The organism is Streptomyces sp. NPDC050423 (assembly GCF_040655445.1).
Taxonomy (GTDB): Bacteria; Actinomycetota; Actinomycetes; order Streptomycetales; family Streptomycetaceae; genus Streptomyces.
This window is the reverse complement of sequence record NZ_JBFAJY010000002.1, coordinates 120,527-139,552: the sequence shown is the minus strand read 5'-3', so window position 1 is coordinate 139,552 and position 19,026 is coordinate 120,527. Positions and strand designations below refer to the sequence as shown.

Here is a 19,026-nt window from a genome sequence, read left to right as displayed (position 1 = left end):
CCACGCGGTGACGGATGACGCGCAGAAGGGGGCCGCCGTGGAACTCGGTGAGCGGACGGGGCTTGACCCGGCACCGCGCGGAGAAGCGGACATGACGCGGTGCGCGGTGGTGACGGACGTCATGACGCGGTGCGCGGTGCTGACGGGCGTTCGGACGGGTTGCCGGTCGCAGTGGCGGACTCCGCCCCGGCCGTCCCGACCGGAGGTGCTCGAACTCGCGCTGTGGGCCGCGGGCGGCGATCCGGGTCTCGCGGTGTCCGGCCCCGGCGGACAGTACCTCACCGCCCGGCCCCGCCCCGGTGCCGTGGCCGGCGCGGGCGACGAGGCCCTCACCAGGGCCCGGTGCGCCGTCCGTGCCGCGCGGGAGCGGCAGTTCCTCGGCCGGCACGCCGAGGCCACCGCGCTGGCGGACACGGCTCTGCTGTGGGCCCGGCGGGCGGGTTCGGAGCCGGAACGGGTAACCGCGCTGAGCGTGCTCGGCGTCTCGTTGTGGCACGGCCCCGAGCCCGTGTCCGCAGCCGTCCTCCGTCTCCGGGGTCTGCTGGAGGAGTCCGGTGAGGAACGGCCCGCCGCCCGCCTGGCGCTGGCCGCTCCGCTCGCGGTGCTGCACGGGATGCAGGAGCGCTGGACCCTCGCCCGTGCGGCCCTCGACCTGGCGCGTTCGGTGGCGGTGGAGTCCGATCCCGCGAGCGGCGGTGTGCTGGTGTCCGTGCTGTCGGCTCGGGTCGAGTCGCTGGCGGGCCGGACCCTGCGGGCCGTTCGGCTGCTGCGGGCCGCGGCTGACGCGGCGGACGCGCACGGCCTGGGCCTGTTGCGGGACGCGGTGCGCTGGGCGGCCGTCCGGCTGCTGACCGACACGGACCGGTACGAGGAGGCGGCACGGTGGCTGCCGCGGTGCTGCCCGCCGGCTTCGCGCACGGTCGGTGGAGGCGGTGCGGCGTGGACCGCGGGTGAGGTCCGGCCGGCCGGACTGGCGGCGCGGATCGCGGCGGCCCAGGGGCGTGCCGTGGAAGCCCGGACGCTGGCGGAGCGCGCGGTGGGTGAGGCGGCGGCGACCGACTCCCCGTTGACGCAGGCGCTGGCCCGGCTGGACCAGGCGGAGGTGCTGAGGCTAACGGGCTGCCGTGACGAGGCGCGCCACGCGGTCTCCCTGGCGGGATGGGGCTTCGCCCGCAAGGGGCATGTGCCCGGCGTGAGCGACGCCACGGTGCGGCATGCCGCGCTGGCGTCCGTCGTTGGGGCCGGCTGACGGTCGGCCGCCGGCCTCTGGCGTCCGGCGGCGTGCCACGAAGCGAGGGCCGATACCCGCCGCTGTCCGACCGGACCGTGGAGCAGGCCATGAGGGGCAGGAAGGCCGGGTCGGCCTTCCTGCCCCTCAGAGGGTTGTGCCCGTTCCATCACCGGCGGTTCCGCTGCCCGCGGACCGCTCGGTCAGTGCCCTGACCGGCCGTGTCTGCCCCGAGGAGCGCCGCCCAGCGCGGCGAGTGCTGGGCGGTGCGCCGGGGCGCACACGGCCGGTAGCGGCACTGTCAGACGCTGATGATGCTGTGCATGACGCTGCTGGTGGTGTCGTCGGAGATGCTGATCGTCATCGACGACAGCCCCTGCCCCGCCGATGATGCCAGTTCCTCCGTGTCGACGAAGGTCCGGTACCCGTCGATGAGTTCGTGGGCGCTCACGTCTTCTCCCTGACTGCTGTGAAGCCGATCAGCAGGTGTGCTCGGCGGTGAGCGACAGGGACACGCCGATGGTGATGGTGACGGTGATCGGCGACTGCTCCTCGACGGCGACGACGGACTGCGCGGCCAGCTCCTCGGCGTCGGTGTAGGCGTTGAAACCGTTCATCAGGTCCTGAGCAGACATGGGTGTCTCCCTCTGTGAGTGTGTGTTCGGTGACTGGGCCCTCAACGGCTGTGTGCCGTCGAGCGTGGTGCAGATTATTGACTCAGTAAGTCATTTTGCATGACACGATGTGTCAGTAATGCTTGCTTTCGACGGACGGATTCAGCAGCCCGACTCGTACGTGGCCACCACGCTCGCGATGCTGATGATGCTGATGGTGATCGGCGACTGCTGCTCGGCGACCGAGGTGTTCGTCGTCGCCGCCAGCTCCTCGGCGTCGGTGTAGGCGGCGAATCCGCTCATCAGGGCCTGGGTGGACATGGGTGTCTCCTTCGGTGCGGCGAGGGTGGGTGACCCCCGTCCGTCGGTTCCCGCCGGTTCCCGTCGGGGTGTGACTCATTTCTATGACCTCGGGAAGTGCCTGTCAATGTCTGTGACTATATTTGTCATGCATCTCGACTCGGGCGGGCGTCACCGTGTCATGGAAGGGTGCGTTCTCATGGGGTGACGGCTACCGCCCCTGGCCGCTCGGCGACGTCGTAAGCTACGGAGCGATCCTTGACACGCGTGCGGAATGGACGGCGGATGGAACTGTTGGCCCAACCTGAGTTCGGGCGGCTGCTGCGCAGACTCCGGGCCGAGCGCGGACTGTCACAGGCGGACCTCGTGGGTCCGAAGGTGTCGGCGAGCTACGTCTCGCGGCTGGAGTCCGGCGGCCGGGCGGTGACGCCGCAGGCGGCGGCCCACCTGGCGGAGCGGCTCGGCATCGCGATCGACGTCTTCCGGATCGCCGCGGGTGCGGTGAGCGCTGACCGGGCGCCGGCGCTCCTGGCCGAGGCCGTCGCGGCCCTCGACGACGGTGCTCCCGCCGAGGCCGTACGGCTGCTCACCACCTGCGCCGCCCTGCCCGACGTGTCCGCGGACCACACCTGGCAGGTGCTCTGGTACCTGGCTCGCGCCCACGAGAGGCTCGGGGACGTGCGGGCGCGGCGGGACACGCTGGAACGCCTGCGTCCGGTGGCCCAGGAGTCGGGTATCACCCCGCTGCGGGTCCGTGTCCTGGCCGGGCTGTCCGGCTGCGACCTGGCGCTCGGGGAGTCGGAGTCCGCTGTCGCGCGGGGCCGCGAGGCGCTGGCCGTGGCCACGGGCGCGGGGGCGGCCGACGCCGAACGCGCGGAGGCGCTGCTCGCCGTCGCGGCGGCCGAGGTGGCGACGGGACGGCTCGGCGAGGCGGAGGAACACGCCGGCCTGCTGCTGGAGCGGACCGCGGAGATGTCCGGGCGCCGGCGGGCCCGTGCGCTGTGGACGGTCGCGGCGGTGCACATGGCGCGCGACGCGCACCATCGGGCCCTGCCCCTGCTGGAGGAGGCCCTGGGCGCCGCGGACGCGCGGGGCGACCTGCTTCTGTGGGCCAGGCTGCGCCTGGCGGCCGTCTCCGCGTACGTCGAGGTGCATGGCGCGCTGGCGGCGGACCCGGAGCGTTGGTGCCGTGAGGCGGAGACCGCGCTCGCCATGATGGACGACGGGGCCGGTTACCTCTGCGAGTTGTGGGTCGTCCAGGCGCGGGTCGCCTTTCACCGGGGCGAGTTCGCCGCCGCGGCCCGGCTGTGTCGCGACGCCCTCACCGGCTCCGGCGCGATGAACCGTCACGACCGTGTCCGGACCGAGATCCTGCTGTACGAGGCGGAGTTGGCCGACGGCGCGGGCGAGTCCGCCGCGGCGGAGTTGCGGCGGATCGCCGAGGAGGCGACCCGTTCGGGCAGCCTCGATCTCGCCACGCGCGCGTGGAAGGCCCTCGCGCAGGCGGCGCTGCGGGGCAACTGAGTCTCACCAGGCTGGTCCGCGCACACCCGCGCGGCGGGCCACCCAGGCAGCGCCCGCGCGGCGTCTCACGAAGCCGCGTCCGCGCGGTGTGTTACGAGGCCGCGTCCGCGCACGCCCGCGCGGCGTCCCAGCCCTCCTCGTTGTCGGGTGACTCCGCTGCGTCCACGGCCTCCGAGACCATGTCCAGGTAGATGAACAGCTGTTCGTGCCAGGCGACGTACGCGGCGAAGTCGTGGGCGTGGGTGAGGCTCCGCAGGGCCACCGCCCGGCGGGTCGCGGCCGGGGACGGCTGCCGGCCGTAGCTCTCCAGGAAGGCCCCGGCCAGGGCGGTGTAGTCAGCGGGGCCGCAGACGCCCCGGCGGTGTCCCGCGGCCATCTCGGCGAACTCGGCCAACTGCCAGCTTATGTCGAACTCCCAGGAACCGCAGGTGAGTTCCTCCCCGGTGAGCAGCGCCGGGCGTCCTGGTCCGGTGGGCAGGACCAGCGTGCCGAGGGCGGGGCCGCCGTGCAGCAGGACGGGGGACGGCGGACCGTGGGCGGCGCGCTCGCCCCAGTCGGCGATCAGCGCCAGCCGGCGCTCGCCGAGGCGGGACCGGGCCTCGGCGAACAGCCGTGGTGCCGTGCCCGGCCCGGTGCCGGTACGCAGCCACCGGGCAAGCCGGGCCGGCGCCGGGGGCGCGGTGGGCAGCCTCTCGGGCGCGGGCCGGTCATGCAGCATCCGCAGGGTCGTTCCCAGGCCCCGTACGGCCTCCCGCACGGATGCCTCGGCGCCCGGGGCCGCGATGCGGAGGACCGCGGCCGCCGAACGGGTTCCGGGCGCGGGGTAGCGCAGCACGCCGGCCTGACGGGGGTCCGGCGTGGCCAGGGCGAGGCCGACCGGGGCCCCGGCGGACACCGAGCGCACCGCATCGGCCGTATGCGCGCCGGGCAGCGGAAGCGGGGTGTCACGGGACGGCCCCGGCCGGCGGGCCCACACGTGGCCGCCGGCGGGCACGGCCAGAATCGCGGTGAGAATGTGCCGGGTGCCCAGCTCGCGGGCGAGACGCTCGTCCGCCGCCGGCCGGATGCCGGTGCCGGGGGCTGCGTCAGACGGGGCGGGCATCGGAAGCTCCCTCCGACCGCAGGAGCGTGGACCGGCGTCGGGTGATCAGGTCGAGCAGCGCGGGCAGTGGTGCCGCGACCGAGGCGTCGTCGCGGCCGGTGGAGGCACTGCGGCCGGGGTGGGGTGGTGCGACCAGCACGTTGTCGTACCGTTCGAGCGCCGTGAGGTGGTTGCGGTAGGCGGGGCCGGCCTCGGCGCCGGGCGGAAGCGCGGGGGCGAGGCCGATCACGGTCCGGGTGCATTGGAGTGCCATCAGTACCGGTGTGTCGGCCAGTCCCTGCGCGAACCGGCCGATGAAGTTCAGGCCGGCGGGATGCACCGCGATCGCGTCGGGCCACCGGGCGAGTTCGACGTGGTCCAGGTGTGGTGCCGCGGCGTCGGAGGTGCCCGGCCATACGTCCAGCAGCACCTCGCTGCCCAGGATCGCCCCGAGGGCCGCCCTGCTGACGAACCGGTCGGCGCTGCGGGTGATCGCCAGGCGGACCTCGGTGTGCGGGTGGCTGGTGCGCAGCCAGTTCAGCCAGAAGGGCAGGAAGGCCACGCTGAGGGCACCCGTGCCGAAGAGCAGCAGCCGGGACGGTGCGGGCGGTGGGCCGCCGGGCGGCGCGGCCGGCTGCTCCTGACCCGGCCCGGCGGTGTCCGTCCCCGGCCCGGCGGTGTCTTTCGGATCCCCGGCGGTGTCCGCTCCTGTTGCGGCCGTGTCCTCTTCCCGGCCGGCCAAGTCGGCTCCCGGGTCAGCCATGGTGCTCCTTCACGGCGGTGAACACGTCCTCCAGGTCCGTCAGTGCCTCCTGGAGGCCATGGGTGAAGTGGACGCCGCCGACGTTGAGGATCACCTCGTCGATGCCGGCGGCGCGGTGCCGTGCCAGTTCGCGGGCGATGTGCGCCGGGCTGCCGTAGACGAACACACCTGCCTCCACCAGCTGTTTGGCCTTGAGCAGGCTGTCGTCCTCGGCCCGCACGTTCACCCCCGCCCGGCGCAGCATGTCGAGGTAGTGCGGGGCGGCCAGGTGGGCGGAGACCACGGCGGCGGCGAGGCGCGCCGGGTCGCGTCCGGGGCGGTCGACCGCGAGGTGGACCACGGTCGCCACCCGGGGAGGACACCGGTCGCCGGCCCCCTCCAGCAGGGCGGGGGCCAGTACGTCCCGGACGTACGAGGCCGGTGTGAGCCAGGTGATGGCGACGTCGGTCACGGCTGCGGCCGACCGTGCCATGGCGGGCCGCAGTACACCCGCGCCGATCTCGACGGCCGGGTGCGGGCGGGTGGGTGTCAGTGAGGCGCACAGACGCTGGTACTCGCCCGTCAGGTCGGCCGTGTCGCCGTCGAGCAGGGCGCGGGCGGCGGTGAGGAACTCCGTGGCCGCGGTGCGCGGGCTGCGGTACGGCGCTCCGTGCAGTGAGGCGACGAAGCCGGGGGTCGCGGTTCCGTAGCCCATGACCACGGTCCGGCCGGTGATCAGTGCCAGGGAACGGGCCTGGGCCGCCGCGTCGTACGGGGTGCGCAGCGGTATCAGGGAGACGCCGGTGCCGACCGGGAGACGCAGCCCGCGGCCGGCGAGGTGGGCGAAGAGCTGGAGGGGGTCCAGACGCAGCGACTGGCCCGTCCACAGGCGGCGGGCGTTGTGCCGGACCGCCAGTTCGGCGTAGGGCAGGGCGTCGTCGACGGAGTCCGGCTGGTGCGGGATCATCACGGCGGGCGTGGCCCGCGGGGACATGGCCATGACGTGGGTCCAATCGTGGTTCAGCGTCCGGAGGTGGCGAGCCGCCCGGTCGGACAGGGCAGTACCTCGCGGAGCGAGGTGAGGTTGTGGGCGGGGTCGGCCGGGTCGATTCCGGCCTCCAGCAGGCTGTCGTGCACGGTCTGGGCGAGCGAGCGGGCGGCGGGATCCTGGGCGTGTGCGACGAGGCCCGCGGCCACTGCGGACGCCCGGTGTTCGCCGAAACTGACCCGGCGCATGCCGGCCCGCCCGTCGTCCGGTTCCCAGGCGGCCCCGACGCCGGGTGCGAGTTCGCGTACGAAGGCCGAGACGGTGGCGCCGAGTCCGGGCAGGCCCTGGGCGGCGCCGGCGATGAGTTCCGCCGCGTCCCAGCTCTCCGGGCCCAGGTAGACCACGCAGGCGTCCTGGCGGGGATAGCCGATCCGGGAAGAGGTGATCTTGGCGCGGTACGGGACCCGTTCGCACTCCAGCAGGCCCAGCACGTCCGCCCAGATCCGCGGGGCCGCGTCGGGCCCGGTGACGTGCAGGTAGACCCGGAGCGTGCCGGTGGAGCGGGTCCTGGCGGCAGTGGTCCCCTCGCAGAGGAAGAAGCCGGGTGACACGGCGGGCCGGGCGGCGTCCAGCCGGACCCGGGCGCGGGTGCCGGTGCCCGCGCCGGTGGTGTCCACGCGTTCGCGCGCCACCGTCACCCGTACCCCGCCGTCCAGCGCGATGGGGATGCCGGCCTCGTCGCCGTCGCCGAGCAGTTCCACGGGACGCGTGATGTGACGGTGCGGCATGGCCGCGAGCAGCCGCGCTTCGAGGGCGGTGTCCCGCAGCGACCTGGGAGCCGTCGTCTCCTCGTCGGTGCGGCCCATGTGGTGGCGGCGGTAGAACTCGGCGGCGATCGCCGCACGCAGGGACCGCGGGTCGTCGGCGGTCAGTTCCCGCTCGCCGACCAGGGCGCTGGTGGCGCCGTCGGCGACGCTGGTCTCCCGCAGAATGCGCAGGATCGAGGGCGCCAGCGGGGCCTCCGCGGCAGGGATCGCCGGGGCGTCCGGAACGCTCCGTGCGGTCCATGGGTTCCGGGTGCTCGGGGCGGTGGTCATGCCTGGGTTCCCTTCCAGCCGAGTACGGACACGAAGGCGTCCGGGGAGAGCAGGGCGGTGCGGCCGATGCCGGCGGCGGCGCGTTCGGCGGCGCCGAGGCGTGCGCTGCGTTCGGACGTGGCGAGGAGCCGGTCGAGCAGGTGCCAGCCGGCGAACGCGGTGGCCCGGGTCAACAGGTCCGGGTCCTGTTCGGTGGAGTCCGGCCGTGCCTGTGTGTAGGCGTCGTGGAAGGCCGCGATCAGCGGGGTCACCCTGGCCAGCTCCGCGATGCCGGTGGCGACGACCTCGTCGTGGGACACGGGTGCTCCGGAATCCTGGGGCAGGCCGGCCGGCACCTTGAGGACGGCCCGGAAGAGCCAGTCGCCGGCGAATGCGCCGAGGTCACGGGCCGGGTCGCCGAGGCGGAACTCCTCCCAGTCCGTCAGGAGCATCCGGCTGCCGGGCGCGGTGAGGAACTGGTCCAGGCGCAGGTCGCCGTGGATCGGGGTGCGGGGCGCCCGCGCCTCGTCGCGCCTGAGGCCGTGCAGCGCCTCGTGCAGTGCCGGGTCGCCCTGCAGCAGCCGCCATGCCTCCAGGGCGCCGGCGCTGGCCCGGGTGTAGAGGGCCCAGGGCAGGGACCGCAGGTGGCCGAGGGGCGGCAGCGGCAGCGGGGTGTCCTCGATGTCCGCCCCGCCGGCCGGCCGCAGTGAGTGCAGGGTGGCGAGGATCCGGCCGGCTTCCCGCGCGAGCGGCGTCCCGAACTCGTCCTGGGCGGCCAGGTCGCTGCCCGAGGAGGCGTCCGCCACCAGCTCGAAGGCCAGGAGCCGGGCCACCTCGTCCGATCCGATCAGCCGGGGGCGGGGAAGGGACGCCTCCTCGGCGGCTGCCGAGACGACCTGTTCGAAGCCGAGTACCCGGCGGAACCGGCGCAGCGACTGCGCGGGCTCCCCACTGATGTGCTTGACGAAGACCTGCGTGCCCCGGGTGGTGGTGCCTGCCCAGTTGTCGTTGCGGCCGGGGTAGGCGCTGAGCGATTCCTCGGTGAGGGAACCCACCCCCAGACGCCGCAGAAGATCCGGTACGGCGGGGAAGTCGGACAGATCCGCTGGGGCGATCCGACGGCGCGTGCGCTCGTCCGGCGTCGCCAGAGTGTCATTCGGCATGACCGAATGGTAGCCACCCACTTCCATTCCATGTCAAGAACCAGGACATCTTTGGCATGAAACTTGACAAACGCTGGGTCCGGTCGTGTACACCAGTCAATGTCTTGCGCAGCGTGCCGCTGCGAATGTCGGCGACCCGACGGAGGAACAGCCATGTCGGCCGAACAAGTACACCCGCAACCCCCGCGCGCCCGGCTGCGCGTGCTGCGCCAAGTGATGAGGGACAGGAAGAACACGGTCCCCGCCGTGCTCCTCGCCGTGGCCGCGACTGCCGCGTCGCTCGCCGTGCCGCTGGTGGTCCGCCGCATCGTCAGCGAATTCTCCCAGCACCATTCCGTGACAAGTTATGTCATGTTGATGACAGTGCTTGCGCTGGCCGCGGCGGTGGCCTCGGCCCTGTCGTCGTTCCGGCTGGCGCGGGCCGGCGAAGCCATGGTGCTGACGGTCCGGCAGCGGCTGGTCGCCCATGCGCTGCGCCTGCCGCTGTCCGACGCACGCAGGGTCGGTGTCGGTGAACTGGTCTCCCGCGTCACATCGGACTCCGCCCAGCTGCGGTCGGTGGTCGACATCGGCGTCACCCAGCTGCCCATGGCCGCTCTCACCGTCACCGCCACCCTGATCATCATGGGCCTGCTCGACTGGGTGCTCCTGCTCATCGTGCTGTTCACGTTCACGGTGGCCGGGCTGGCGATCACCGTGTTCATCAAGGGCATCCGGCAGAGCAGCGCCGACCAGCAGGAGGCGCTCGGTGAACTCGCCCAGCGCTTCACCTCCGCACTCGGCGCCCTCACCACCATCAAGGCCTGCCGGGCGGAGGCCCAGGTCACGGGTGCCATCGACGGCGACGCGGTGACCGCCACCGGCGCCGCGGTCACCGCGGCCCGCCGTCAGGCGTTCGTCACCCCGATCATGGGGCTCGGCCAGCAACTGGCCCTGATCGGTGTCGTCCTGGGCAGTGGCACGCGGCTCGCCACCGGCTCGCTGAGCATCGCCGAGTTCGCCGCGTTCCTGCTGTACCTGCTGCAACTCCTGGCCCCGCTCTCGCTGGTGACCAGCGGCATCGCCCGGCTCCAGCTCGGCTTCGCCGCGCAGGCGCGCATCGAGGACGTCCTTTCGGAGGAACGCGAGGACGCGTCGCGGGAGCCCCGTCCGCTCGACGAACCGCGCGACGTCCCGGTCTCGGTCCCCGGCACCCTGCCCGGCACGGTCGCTCTAGTGCCTCCCGCCGGGCTCACCGACCCCGGCGCGCCCGCGGTCGAGTTCGACCGGGTGGGGTTCAGCCACGACGGGAAACGCCAGGCCGTCGACGACCTGTCCTTCACGGTTCCCCGGCGCGGGGTCACCGCCCTCGTCGGCCCCTCGGGCGCCGGGAAGACGACCGCGCTGAACCTGATGGAGCGCTTTCTCGTACCCGATGGCGGCGCCGTCCGGCTCCTCGGCCGTGACACCGCGCTCTGGCCGCTGGACGAACTGCGCGGCCATGTCACCTACCTCGATCAGGCGTTCACCCTTCTCGAAGGAACCGTCAGGGAGAATCTGCTCCTCGGCCGCACCTCCCCGGCCACGGAGGACAGCCTGCTGGCCGCGCTGGCGGCGGTGGGGCTCGACGAGGCGGTCGCCCTGCTGCCCCAGGGGCTCGACACCACGGTGGGCCGCGGCGACGACCTCTCCGGTGGCCAGCGTCAGCGGCTCGCGCTGGCCCGCGTGCTGCTCACCGACGCCCCGGTGGTTCTGCTGGACGAACCGACCTCCCAGCTCGACAGCATCAACGAGAACCGGCTGCGCGAGGTGGTCGACCGGCTGTCCCGGGACCGGGCCGTCGTCGTCGTGGCGCACCGCATCTCGACCGTCCGCCGGGCCCAGCGCATCGTCGTCCTGGACGAGGGACGTTGCCTCGACTCGGGCACCCACGACCAGCTCCTGGACCGCTGCGCGATGTACGCGGAGCTGGTACGGGGACAGCGGCTCGGTCTCCGTGTGGGCGCAGGTGTCTGAGCCGGCACGCGGGCCATCCGCCGCGGCCGCCACCGGCCGCATCCGGCGCTTCACCCTGCCCAACGGCCTGAGGGTGGTGCTCGCCCCCGAACACGGCACCGGCGTCTGCGCAGTCGGCCTGCGGTACGGGGTGGGGTTCCGCTCGGACCCGCCGGGGCGGGCAGGGCTCGCACACCTGCTGGAACACCTGATGTTCCGGCGGCGCACCCGCCCCGGCGCTCCGGGCGCCACGGAACCGGCCGGCGGGTACGCGAACGCGGCGACCGGGCAGGACTCCACCGACTTCTACCACGTGGTCCCGGCCGGTCTGCTGGGCAGCGCGCTCGCCACGCAACGCGGACGGATGGACGCGCCGCCGCCGGACGCGGCGGTGCTCGCCACCGAACTCGACATCGTGGCGGAGGAGATCCGGCGCAACATCACCGGCCGCCCGTACGGCGGATTCCCCAAAACCGTGCTGCCGCCCCTGCTCTACCGCACCTACGCCAACACGCACGACGGCTACGGGGACATGGAGGCGCTGGGACACGTCACGCCGCAGGAGTGCCGGGACTTCTTCGAACGGCACCACGCTCCGGGCAACGCCGTCCTCACGGTCATCGGCGCATTCGAACCCCTGGCGACACGGCAATTGATCGAACGGAAGTTCGATGATGTGCCGGCCCGGCCGGTGCCGTCATGGGAGGCCCCGTGCGAGCCGGAACAGGTCACCGACCGCCAAGGACGGCACACGGATCCACTCGCGCCGCTGCCCGCCGTCTGCGTCGGCTACCGGCTCCCCGACCCCGTCGCGGACCTGAACGGCTACCTCGCGCACGTGCTCCTGGCGGCGCTCGTGGAGCAGCGCCTCCGCGAGAGACTTGTGCGGCGGGAGAACCGCGCGGTGGCCGTGACGGCGGGCTGCGGACTGATCGGCGGGGCGTTCGCCGCACGCCACCCGGTGACCCTGGCCTGCACCGTCACCCACACGGAGCGGATGGGCGCGGGAGAGGTCCGGGGCGCCCTCGACACCGAACTCGCCGCACTGGCCGCGGACGGCCCGGCCCCGGACGAACTCCGCGTGGTCGCCAACCGCTGGATCAGCGGCCTGCTGCGTCACCATGACGCGCCCCATGCCCGGGTGCGTGCCCTCGGCGCCTTCGAGCTGTTCCACTCGGACGCGGCCCTGTACGAGCGCGTCCCCCGGCTGCTGGCCACCACCTCGACGGCCGCGACCGCCGAAGCCGCGGCGCGGCTGCGCGACGCGCACCGCGCCGTCCTCACCCTGGCCCCGCAGGAACCCGCCCGCCGCACCCAGCCCCCCGTACCCGGACCGTGAGGCAGACATGACCCGCAGGACGACCGGCACACCGGACAGCCTTCGCCGTACGGGTCCGCCGCACGCGTTCCGCCGACCGGAGGCCCGTATGGGGCCCCGGCCGCACGCGTTCCGCCGGCCGGAGGCCCGTGCAGAGCGGCTGCACGCGTTCCGCCGGCCGAGGCCCCGTACCGTGCGGCTGTCAGGAGCCGCACGATGACCGGCACACTCCTCGGTCCCGCCGCCACCGTTGCGCGGAGTGCCGTCGCTCGCCTGCCCGGTGGCCTGCGGGTCACCGCCGTCCGGCTGGCCACGGTGCCCCGCGTGGAGGTGCGGCTCGCGATGCCGCTCGCGCCCCGGTTCACCGGGCACGCCGTCGCCGCGGACGCCGTCACCGGACCGGTGCGGGCGGCGCGAGCCGCTGTGCTCGCGGCCTGTGCGCTGCGCGGTGCCACGTGTGCGGACGGAACACGCACGGAGACCGCGCTGGGGCGGGCCGGCGCGGACCTCGTACCAACGGCCGGCGCCGACCGCCTGGCGCTGCACGGCGGTGTGCTCGCCGGCGGCCTGGACGTCCTGCTGCGCGCCATGGCCGCGGCGGTGTCCTCGGTGACGTGGTCCGAGCACGACGTGGCGGCGGCGCGCACCGTGCTCGGCGGGCAGGCCGCGGTGGCCGCCAGGCAGTCCGCGGCGTCGGCCCGCGCGCTGCTCCACCGGCACGCTCCCGGCTGGGCCGGTGACCCGCAGGGACTGCCGACTCCGGAACTGATCGACGCGGTCACCTCCGAGCAGGTGCGCGAGCTGCACGCCCGCGCCCTCGTACCGGCACCCGCACGACTCGTCCTGGTGGGCGACCTGGACCCGGACGCGGCAGTCGGCGCGGCCCGTGAGGCATTCGCGGGGTGGACCGGCCCGGCAGCAAGGACACCGGACGTCCCCGGGTGCCCCGGCCCCCCGCCCCGGCCCGCCGCGGACTTCCCGTCCGGGACGGTCGGGCTGTATCCCGCCGCTCGGGAGGGCATCGCGCAGGTACTCCTGTGCGCGGCGAGCGACGACGAGCCGCTCACTCCGGCCCTGCGTCTGGCGGCCCTCGTGTTCGGCGGCCATCCGGAGTCCCGGGTGATCACCCGGCTGCGCGAACGCCACGGCTACACGTACGCGGTCCGGTCCTGGGCGGAGAGCCGAGGAGCCGTCGAGCCGGGATCCCGGTCCGGGGGCGGATTCCCGCTGGAGCGCGGACACCGGCTGTTCATCGGCGCGGACACGGCGCCGTCCAAGGCGCGTCCCCTGCTGGAGGGCCTGGGCGACGAACTGGCACGGATGGTGACGGACCCGCCGTCTGCCGGTGAAGTGGACCGCGCGTGCGCCCACTTCACCGGGATCTCGCTGATCGCGTGGTCGACCCAGGCGGGCCTGGCGGACGCGCTCGCTGATCCCTCGCCCCAGTCGCCGGCGGACCCGGAACAGCTCCGCGAACTGCTCGTGGCGCTGGCCCGTACACCTCCCGAGACCGTTGCGGCCGCTGCCCGCGGCGCCTTCGCCCCCGGGCGGTTCACGGGTGTGGTCACCGGGGCGGCACCGGCATTCGGCGCCGGCCGTCACTGGCGAGTCACGACCTCGGCGGAGTGACTGCCGGAGCCGTCCTGCGCGCCCTTGCGGTGCGTCCGTCAGCAGCACGTCTCTTCAATGGAGCTGGGGAAGCGCCTCGGTCGCGATCTTCTCGAAGGCTCCCTGGTCGGCCGCGAAGTCCGAGTCCGGGATGGGCCAGTGGATCACGAGCTCGGTGAAGCCGAGATCGCGGTGGCGGCCCGCGAAGTCGACGAACGCGTCGACCGATTCCAGCGGACGGTCGCGGTCCGGGGTGAAGCCCATGAGCAGGACCTTGTCCAGCGGCGCGGCGTCCCGGCCGATCTCTGCGCAGGCCGCGCCGAGCCGCTCGATCTGGCCACGCAGCGCGGCCACCGACTGCTCCGGAGTGCCCTCCTCGAACAGCTTCGGGTCCCCGGTCGTCACCCATGCCTGTCCGTACCGGGCGGCCAGCCTCAGCCCGCGCGGTCCGGTGGCCGCCACCGCGAAGGGCAGCCGGGGCCGCTGCACACAGCCCGGGATGTTCCGTGCCTCGACCGCCGAGTAGAAGTCCCCCTCATGCGTCACCGCGTCCTCGGTGAGCAGCCGGTCGAGCAGCGGTACGAACTCGCCGAAGCGGTCCGCGCGCTCACGCGGCGTCCACGCCTCCTGCCCCAGCACCGTCGCGTCGAAGCCGTTGCCGCCCGCCCCGATTCCCAGGGTGATCCGCCCGTCGGAGACGTCGTCGAGCGTGATCAGCTCCTTGGCGAGTGTCACGGGGTGGCGGAAGTTCGGGGAGGTGACGAGGGTGCCCAGGCGGAGGCGCTCAGTCGCCGTGGCGGCGGCCGTGAGGGTGGGCAGGGCGCCGAACCAGGGGCCGTCGCGGAAGGTTCGCCAGGAGAGGTGGTCGTAGGTGTACGCGGCGTGGAACCCGAGCTCCTCGGCTCGCTGCCACTTCGCGCGGGCCCCCTCGTGCCATCGGTCCACGGGGAGGATCACGGTGCTCAGGCGCAGGCTCATGCCCCGAGCCTACGTGTCACCCCTCCGCCGGCCGGTCAGGCCGTACGAGCGCAGGCTTCGCGGGCATCCGGGTGGGGGATTGCTCCGGGTCAGCCGGGCAGGCGCAGGAACTCCGGGGGCACCGCGGTCGTGAGCCAGACCCCGTTGGCGCTGACGCGGAAGGTGTGACCGGCCAGGTGCATCGCGCCGGTGTCCACCGACAGCACGACGGGCCGGCCGCGCCGGGCCCCGACGCGGGTCGCCGTCTCACGGTCCGGCGAGAGGTGGACGTGGGTGCGGTTCATCGGCCGCAGGCCCTCGCTCCGGATCGCGTCCAGGAACCGGCCGACCGTACCGTGATAGAGGTACGCGGGCGGCTCGGCCGGCGGCAGGTCCAGGTCCACGTCGACGGTGTGTCCCTGGCTCGCCCGGATGCGGCCGCCCTCGACGGCGAAGCGCTGCTTGTCGTTGGCGGCGACGACATGGTCGAGCTCGGCGCGGGTGAGCGGGAAGCGGTGGCGGGCTGTGGCCCGGAGCAGCTCGTCGATGGTCACCCAGCCGTGTGCGTCGAGCTGGAGGCCGATCCGTTCGGGTTGATGCCGCAGGTGCTTCGAGAGGTACTTCGACACCTTGACGGCGCGTCTTTCATCCATCCGTCCAGAGTGCCCGCGACGCGGTCTCCGGCGCATCCGGATTCTCCTCGGGATTCACAGCAGCAATTTTCGTCCACAGGTTTGATCCACAGCCAACTCGGGTTATCCACAGGTAATTTGGCGATTCTGTGGACAAGTGGTGTGCGATTTAGCCTATTTAGTCAATTTGCTCCGTGTTGGCGTGAGATGAGGCAAGAGCGTCCAATGTTCGTGCTTGTACCTCACGTTCAGCGGCTGCGGTGACAAAGGCGGAGGCGTGTTCCCGGCCAACCAGCCGTTCCACTGCCGAGATTGTCGCGGGCGGCAGGGCCACCGGCACCGGCGGATGCGCCACGGAACCCGAGGTGAAGGGCTCCTCCGCGGTGAGATGGTGCTCCAGGTGACGCGTCGCGAACGTCCGCATCGCACGGGCGAGTTCGGCGTCCACCGTCTGCTGGGCGAGCGGACGGAGCCTGCGCACCATCGAGGCGGCCTCGGCCGCGTCCGCGTCCGTCGGCGGCCGATGGCCGAGATAGCGGGCGAAAACGTGCTCAGTGGTGAACTCCAGGAAACGGGAGGCTATCTGTTCGACCTGACCCCGAAGTTCCCTCAGATGTCCGGAGATCGCGCTGAGCGGGACGCCCGTCGCGTACAACTCCACCGCGACCGCGAGCTCTTGGGGGCTCGGCACCAGGAACTCGTCGTCACGTCCGGGGATTGGTTCGAGCACGCCGAGGTCCACCGCCTCGGTGATGGCCTGCTCGTCGGAGGTGCCGCCGAACTTCGTCTCCAGCTCGGCCCGTGTGATCCGGTCCGCCCGCTCGTCGGTCCACGGCCCGTGCACCTCGGCGACGAGCCCCAGCACCCCGCCGAGCCCCCGGCCCGTGTCCCACGCCTCCAGCAACTCCTTGATGCTGGCCAGGGTGTAACCGCGGTCGAGCAGGCCGGCGATCTGCCGGAGCCGGGCGAGATGGGTGTCCCGGTACACATTGGCCCGGCCCCGCCGCTCCGGGGTCGGCAGCAGCCCGCGGTCCTGGTAGGCGCGGATCGTGCGGACCGTGGCACCGCTGGCGTGCGCCAGGTCCTCGATGCGGTACTCCGTGCCCGCCCGCCCGGCCGACGACGGCCCCGGCCCGCTCACAGCGGCGGCTTCAGCCGGGCGATGCCGCGCAGCGCCCCGGGGCTGACCCGGGACAGGAACCGGGCGGCATGGGACTCCGGCGTCACCGGGACGACGGCCTGGTTGCGGACGACCGCCCGGAGGATCGCCTCGGCGACCTTCTCCGGCGGGTAGTTGCGCACCCCGTACAGCTTGCTCGTCCGTTTCCGCAGCCGCTGCTCCTCCGCCGCTCCGGTCCCGGCGAAATGCGTGGTCGCGGTGATGTTCGTGTTGACGATGCCGGGACAGACCGCGCTGACCCCGATCGACTTCTCGGCGAGCTCGGCGCGCAGACATTCGCTGAGCATCAGCACGGCGGCCTTCGACGTGCTGTACGCCGGAAGCGCGCGCGACGGCTGATACGCGGCAGCGGAGGCCGTGTTGACGATGTGACCGCCCTGCCCGCGCTCGGCCATCTGCTTGCCGAAGAGCCGGCAGCCGTGGATGACACCCCAGAGATTGACGTCGAGGACGTGCCTCCAGTCCTCGGTGGTCGTCTCCAGGAACGAGCCGGACAGCCCGATCCCCGCGTTGTTGACCAGCACGTCGACGATCCCGTACTCGGCGGCGACCTTCTCCGCGAGCTTCTCCATGGCCTGCTCGTCGCTGACGTCGACCGTCTCCGCCCAGGCGGCCGGTGCCCCTATCAGCCGGGCCAGCTCCGCCGTCCGGGCCGCACCGTCCGCATCCCGGTCCACGGCCACCACCCGGGCGCCCGCCTCCGCGAAGGCGAAGGCGGTGGCCCGGCCGATGCCGCCGGCCGCGCCCGTCACCAGGACGAGCTGTCCGCCGAACCGGTCCGCGTACGCACCCTTCGGCGCGGTGTCCCGCACCGGGACGCCGCCCTGCAGAGCCTCCTCGTTGGCGGCGGCGAACTCATTGATCCAGGAAGCCAGCTGGTCGGGCCTGGTGCGCGGCACCCAGTGCCTGGCCGGCAGCGAGCGGCGGGTCAACTGCGGCACCCATGATTCGAGTTCGTCGTAGAGCTGCTCCGACAGGAAGATGTCACCGGTCGGTGTGATCAGCTGGACCGGCACATGCGCGTAGGCGTCGGTGCGGGGCCTGCGCAGCCGGGACCGGACGTTGTCGCGGTAGAGCCAGGCTCCGTGCGCCGCGTCGTCGGGCAGGGACGCCGTCGGGTAGTCGCCCGGCGGCACCTTCTCCAGCCGTTCCAGGATGCCGGGCCACCGCTTGCCGAGCGGGCCGCGCCAGGCGAGCTCAGGCAGCACCGGCGTATGCAGCATGTACACGTACCAGGACTTGGCGCCCTGGCCCAGCAGCTGGCCCACCCGGCGCGGAGTGGGCCTGGCCATCCGTTGCTTGATCCAGTGTCCGAAGTGGTCCAGGGACGGGCCGGACATCGAGGTGAAGGAAGCGATCCGGCCCTCCGTGCGGCTGACCGTCGCGAACTCCCAGGCCTGGACCGAGCCCCAGTCGTGCCCGACCACGTGGACCGGCCGGTCCGGGCTCACCGCGTCGATCACGGCCAGGAAGTCGTCGGTCAGCTTCTCCAGGGTGAAGCCGCCGCGCAGCGGGACGGGCGCCGTCGAACCGCCGTGACCGCGTACGTCGTACAGCACGACGTGCCACTCTCCGGCCAGCTGCCGGGCGACCTGTGTCCAGACCTCCTTGCTGTCCGGGTAGCCGTGCACGAGCACGATCGTCGGACGCGTCTCCTCGCCCAGTTCGACGACGCACAGCTCGATACCGCCCGTGGCCACCCGGCGCTCGCGCGCCCCCGGCAGATCCCGCAGACTCATGCCGCCACCCTCTCCTCGGCCCAGCGCCGCACATGCGGCAGATCGTCGTCCAGCCAGAAGGCGCTCTGCTCGGGGTCCCGCGAGTCGGTGACGACCAGGATCTCCTCGAACTTCGCGCCGGTACCCCGGAATCCGAGATGGGGTTCGACCGCCCACAGACCCGGCTGCGGAGGATGGTCGGAGAAACGGTACGGACTCCAGAGCGGCGACCAGCCGTCCCGGTGCCCGTGGACCGCGTCACTCAGCAGCCCCTTGAGCGACTGGGTGCCGAACCCGAACACCTGCGGCGACCAACGGTGTTCGGCCACCCGGTCGACCTTGTGGGCGATGACACCGAAGGGGTAAGCGCGGTGCCGGTTGGCGTAGCCCTGCCTGATCATCAGGCGCTCGACGTCCTCGTATATCTCGCGCAGCGGACGCCGCTCGCGCACCTCGCGCAGGATCAGCTCGCGGTGGACCTCCAGGTCGGCGAGCAGCCTGTCGTGCAGGGGGTTCAGCCCGAGGCAGCCGGAGTAGCCGATGTCCGCGGTGAATCCCTTGTACACCGGGGCCATGTCGAGGATGAACGGCATCCCCGGCTCCAGCTGCCGGTCGGTCGGGAAGAACTGCAGCGGCACCTTGAAACCGGCGAACGCCGTGCGGTCCCCGAACCAGGCGAAGGGAAGATGGAACCAGTCCCGCACCCCGCGCTGACGCAGCCACTCGCGCTGCATCCGGGCCGCGTCCCGCTCGGTCACCCCCGGCTTCAGGCGGGCGGCGACCGCTTCCGCGCAGGCGTACGCGAGACGCTGCACGTCTCTGAACCCCTGGAGATCAGGGGCTCGTTCGTCGTTCACTCGCGAGGCCATGCCACCGTCCGTTCGCTGCCGTGTGCGGTACGTGCCCGTAACGTGACACTGATG

At 73.0% G+C, this 19,026-nt stretch carries 18 protein-coding genes; 5 read left to right on the top strand and 13 right to left on the bottom strand.

What is annotated here, in order from left to right:
* The first annotated feature begins 205 nt into the window (after positions 1 to 205).
* On the top strand, positions 206 to 1,249 hold the full coding sequence (locus AB0I52_RS02180; protein ID WP_363068046.1) for a hypothetical protein: 1,044 nt from the start codon (positions 206 to 208) through the stop codon (positions 1,247 to 1,249).
* 280 nt (positions 1,250 to 1,529) lie between these two features.
* Here AB0I52_RS02180 and AB0I52_RS02175 read toward each other — a convergent pair whose 3' ends face one another.
* The 3 genes from AB0I52_RS02175 to AB0I52_RS02165 form a co-directional block, all read right to left on the bottom strand.
* On the bottom strand, positions 1,530 to 1,679 hold the full coding sequence (locus AB0I52_RS02175) for a hypothetical protein (protein ID WP_363068044.1): 150 nt from the start codon (positions 1,677 to 1,679) through the stop codon (positions 1,530 to 1,532).
* 28 nt (positions 1,680 to 1,707) lie between these two features.
* Entirely contained in the window at positions 1,708 to 1,863 is a 156-nt protein-coding gene (locus AB0I52_RS02170; RefSeq protein ID WP_363068042.1) for an LxmA leader domain family RiPP, read from the bottom strand.
* Positions 1,864 to 2,004: 141 nt separating this feature from the next.
* The gene (locus AB0I52_RS02165) at positions 2,005 to 2,163 is read right to left on the bottom strand and encodes an LxmA leader domain family RiPP (protein WP_363068040.1); all 159 of its coding nucleotides are present in this window, start codon (positions 2,161 to 2,163) and stop codon (positions 2,005 to 2,007) included.
* A 264-nt stretch (positions 2,164 to 2,427) separates the two neighbouring features.
* Between AB0I52_RS02165 and AB0I52_RS02160 the strand changes: the two genes are divergently transcribed.
* Positions 2,428 to 3,666, top strand: coding sequence for a helix-turn-helix transcriptional regulator (locus AB0I52_RS02160; RefSeq protein WP_363068038.1), 1,239 nt, complete (start codon positions 2,428 to 2,430; stop codon positions 3,664 to 3,666).
* Between the two features lie 91 nt (positions 3,667 to 3,757).
* Here AB0I52_RS02160 and AB0I52_RS02155 read toward each other — a convergent pair whose 3' ends face one another.
* The 5 genes from AB0I52_RS02155 to lxmK are packed head-to-tail and all read right to left on the bottom strand — an operon-like array spanning position 3,758 to position 8,716.
* On the bottom strand, positions 3,758 to 4,768 hold the full coding sequence (locus tag AB0I52_RS02155; protein ID WP_363068036.1) for a hypothetical protein: 1,011 nt from the start codon (positions 4,766 to 4,768) through the stop codon (positions 3,758 to 3,760).
* Positions 4,752 to 5,510, bottom strand: coding sequence for a flavoprotein (locus tag AB0I52_RS02150; protein ID WP_363068034.1), 759 nt, complete (start codon positions 5,508 to 5,510; stop codon positions 4,752 to 4,754). The genes AB0I52_RS02155 and AB0I52_RS02150 overlap by 17 nt, the downstream gene beginning before the upstream one ends.
* A complete protein-coding gene (locus AB0I52_RS02145; RefSeq protein ID WP_363068032.1) occupies positions 5,503 to 6,489 on the bottom strand; it encodes an LLM class flavin-dependent oxidoreductase in 987 nt (328 codons plus the stop codon). The genes AB0I52_RS02150 and AB0I52_RS02145 overlap by 8 nt, the downstream gene beginning before the upstream one ends.
* A gap of 20 nt (positions 6,490 to 6,509) precedes the next feature.
* Positions 6,510 to 7,574: a T3SS effector HopA1 family protein gene (locus tag AB0I52_RS02140; RefSeq protein ID WP_363068030.1), complete on the bottom strand. Its 1,065-nt coding sequence runs from the start codon at positions 7,572 to 7,574 to the stop codon at positions 6,510 to 6,512.
* Positions 7,571 to 8,716 carry a class V lanthionine synthetase subunit LxmK gene (lxmK, locus tag AB0I52_RS02135; RefSeq protein ID WP_363068029.1) on the bottom strand — a complete coding sequence of 382 codons (1,146 nt, stop codon included), beginning with the start codon at positions 8,714 to 8,716 and terminating at the stop codon, positions 7,571 to 7,573. Before lxmK ends, AB0I52_RS02140 begins: the two co-directional genes overlap by 4 nt.
* A gap of 153 nt (positions 8,717 to 8,869) precedes the next feature.
* Here lxmK and AB0I52_RS02130 point away from each other — a divergent pair, with 153 nt between their 5' ends.
* From AB0I52_RS02130 to AB0I52_RS02120, 3 genes are all read left to right on the top strand, one after another.
* Positions 8,870 to 10,711 (top strand): ABC transporter ATP-binding protein, encoded by a 1,842-nt coding sequence (locus AB0I52_RS02130; protein ID WP_363068027.1) that lies wholly within the window; start codon positions 8,870 to 8,872, stop codon positions 10,709 to 10,711.
* Positions 10,704 to 12,029 (top strand): pitrilysin family protein, encoded by a 1,326-nt coding sequence (locus AB0I52_RS02125; RefSeq protein WP_363068025.1) that lies wholly within the window; start codon positions 10,704 to 10,706, stop codon positions 12,027 to 12,029. Before AB0I52_RS02130 ends, AB0I52_RS02125 begins: the two co-directional genes overlap by 8 nt.
* 195 nt (positions 12,030 to 12,224) lie before the next feature.
* Positions 12,225 to 13,637, top strand: a complete 1,413-nt coding sequence (locus tag AB0I52_RS02120; protein ID WP_363068023.1) for an insulinase family protein — start codon at positions 12,225 to 12,227, stop codon at positions 13,635 to 13,637.
* Positions 13,638 to 13,691: 54 nt separating this feature from the next.
* Here AB0I52_RS02120 and AB0I52_RS02115 read toward each other — a convergent pair whose 3' ends face one another.
* The 5 genes from AB0I52_RS02115 to AB0I52_RS02095 form a co-directional block, all read right to left on the bottom strand.
* Positions 13,692 to 14,594, bottom strand: coding sequence for an LLM class flavin-dependent oxidoreductase (locus AB0I52_RS02115; protein ID WP_363068021.1), 903 nt, complete (start codon positions 14,592 to 14,594; stop codon positions 13,692 to 13,694).
* An 89-nt stretch (positions 14,595 to 14,683) separates the two neighbouring features.
* A complete protein-coding gene (locus AB0I52_RS02110) occupies positions 14,684 to 15,226 on the bottom strand; it encodes an RNA 2'-phosphotransferase (protein WP_363068019.1) in 543 nt (180 codons plus the stop codon).
* A 157-nt stretch (positions 15,227 to 15,383) separates the two neighbouring features.
* Positions 15,384 to 16,346, bottom strand: coding sequence for a MerR family transcriptional regulator (locus tag AB0I52_RS02105; RefSeq protein ID WP_363068017.1), 963 nt, complete (start codon positions 16,344 to 16,346; stop codon positions 15,384 to 15,386).
* On the bottom strand, positions 16,343 to 18,124 hold the full coding sequence (locus AB0I52_RS02100; protein WP_363068015.1) for an SDR family oxidoreductase: 1,782 nt from the start codon (positions 18,122 to 18,124) through the stop codon (positions 16,343 to 16,345). The genes AB0I52_RS02105 and AB0I52_RS02100 overlap by 4 nt, the downstream gene beginning before the upstream one ends.
* Positions 18,121 to 18,972, bottom strand: coding sequence for a M24 family metallopeptidase (locus AB0I52_RS02095; protein ID WP_363068013.1), 852 nt, complete (start codon positions 18,970 to 18,972; stop codon positions 18,121 to 18,123). The genes AB0I52_RS02100 and AB0I52_RS02095 overlap by 4 nt, the downstream gene beginning before the upstream one ends.
* Positions 18,973 to 19,026: the final 54 nt, after the last annotated feature.

Excerpts from the sequence above, each read along its gene's own strand:
- AB0I52_RS02130 (WP_363068027.1), top strand. The coding sequence starts at position 8,870 with ATGTCGGCCGAACAAGTACACCCGCAACCCCCGCGCGCCCGGCTGCGC.
- AB0I52_RS02165 (WP_363068040.1), bottom strand. The coding sequence starts at position 2,163 with ATGTCCACCCAGGCCCTGATGAGCGGATTCGCCGCCTACACCGACGCC.
- AB0I52_RS02115 (WP_363068021.1), bottom strand. The coding sequence starts at position 14,594 with ATGAGCCTGCGCCTGAGCACCGTGATCCTCCCCGTGGACCGATGGCAC.
- AB0I52_RS02145 (WP_363068032.1), bottom strand. The coding sequence starts at position 6,489 with ATGGCCATGTCCCCGCGGGCCACGCCCGCCGTGATGATCCCGCACCAG.
- AB0I52_RS02110 (WP_363068019.1), bottom strand. The coding sequence starts at position 15,226 with ATGGATGAAAGACGCGCCGTCAAGGTGTCGAAGTACCTCTCGAAGCAC.
- AB0I52_RS02120 (WP_363068023.1), top strand. The coding sequence starts at position 12,225 with ATGACCGGCACACTCCTCGGTCCCGCCGCCACCGTTGCGCGGAGTGCC.
- AB0I52_RS02100 (WP_363068015.1), bottom strand. The coding sequence starts at position 18,124 with ATGAGTCTGCGGGATCTGCCGGGGGCGCGCGAGCGCCGGGTGGCCACG.
- AB0I52_RS02160 (WP_363068038.1), top strand. The coding sequence starts at position 2,428 with ATGGAACTGTTGGCCCAACCTGAGTTCGGGCGGCTGCTGCGCAGACTC.
- AB0I52_RS02095 (WP_363068013.1), bottom strand. The coding sequence starts at position 18,972 with ATGGCCTCGCGAGTGAACGACGAACGAGCCCCTGATCTCCAGGGGTTC.
- AB0I52_RS02150 (WP_363068034.1), bottom strand. The coding sequence starts at position 5,510 with ATGGCTGACCCGGGAGCCGACTTGGCCGGCCGGGAAGAGGACACGGCC.
- AB0I52_RS02140 (WP_363068030.1), bottom strand. The coding sequence starts at position 7,574 with ATGACCACCGCCCCGAGCACCCGGAACCCATGGACCGCACGGAGCGTT.
- lxmK (WP_363068029.1), bottom strand. The coding sequence starts at position 8,716 with ATGCCGAATGACACTCTGGCGACGCCGGACGAGCGCACGCGCCGTCGG.
- AB0I52_RS02170 (WP_363068042.1), bottom strand. The coding sequence starts at position 1,863 with ATGTCTGCTCAGGACCTGATGAACGGTTTCAACGCCTACACCGACGCC.
- AB0I52_RS02155 (WP_363068036.1), bottom strand. The coding sequence starts at position 4,768 with ATGCCCGCCCCGTCTGACGCAGCCCCCGGCACCGGCATCCGGCCGGCG.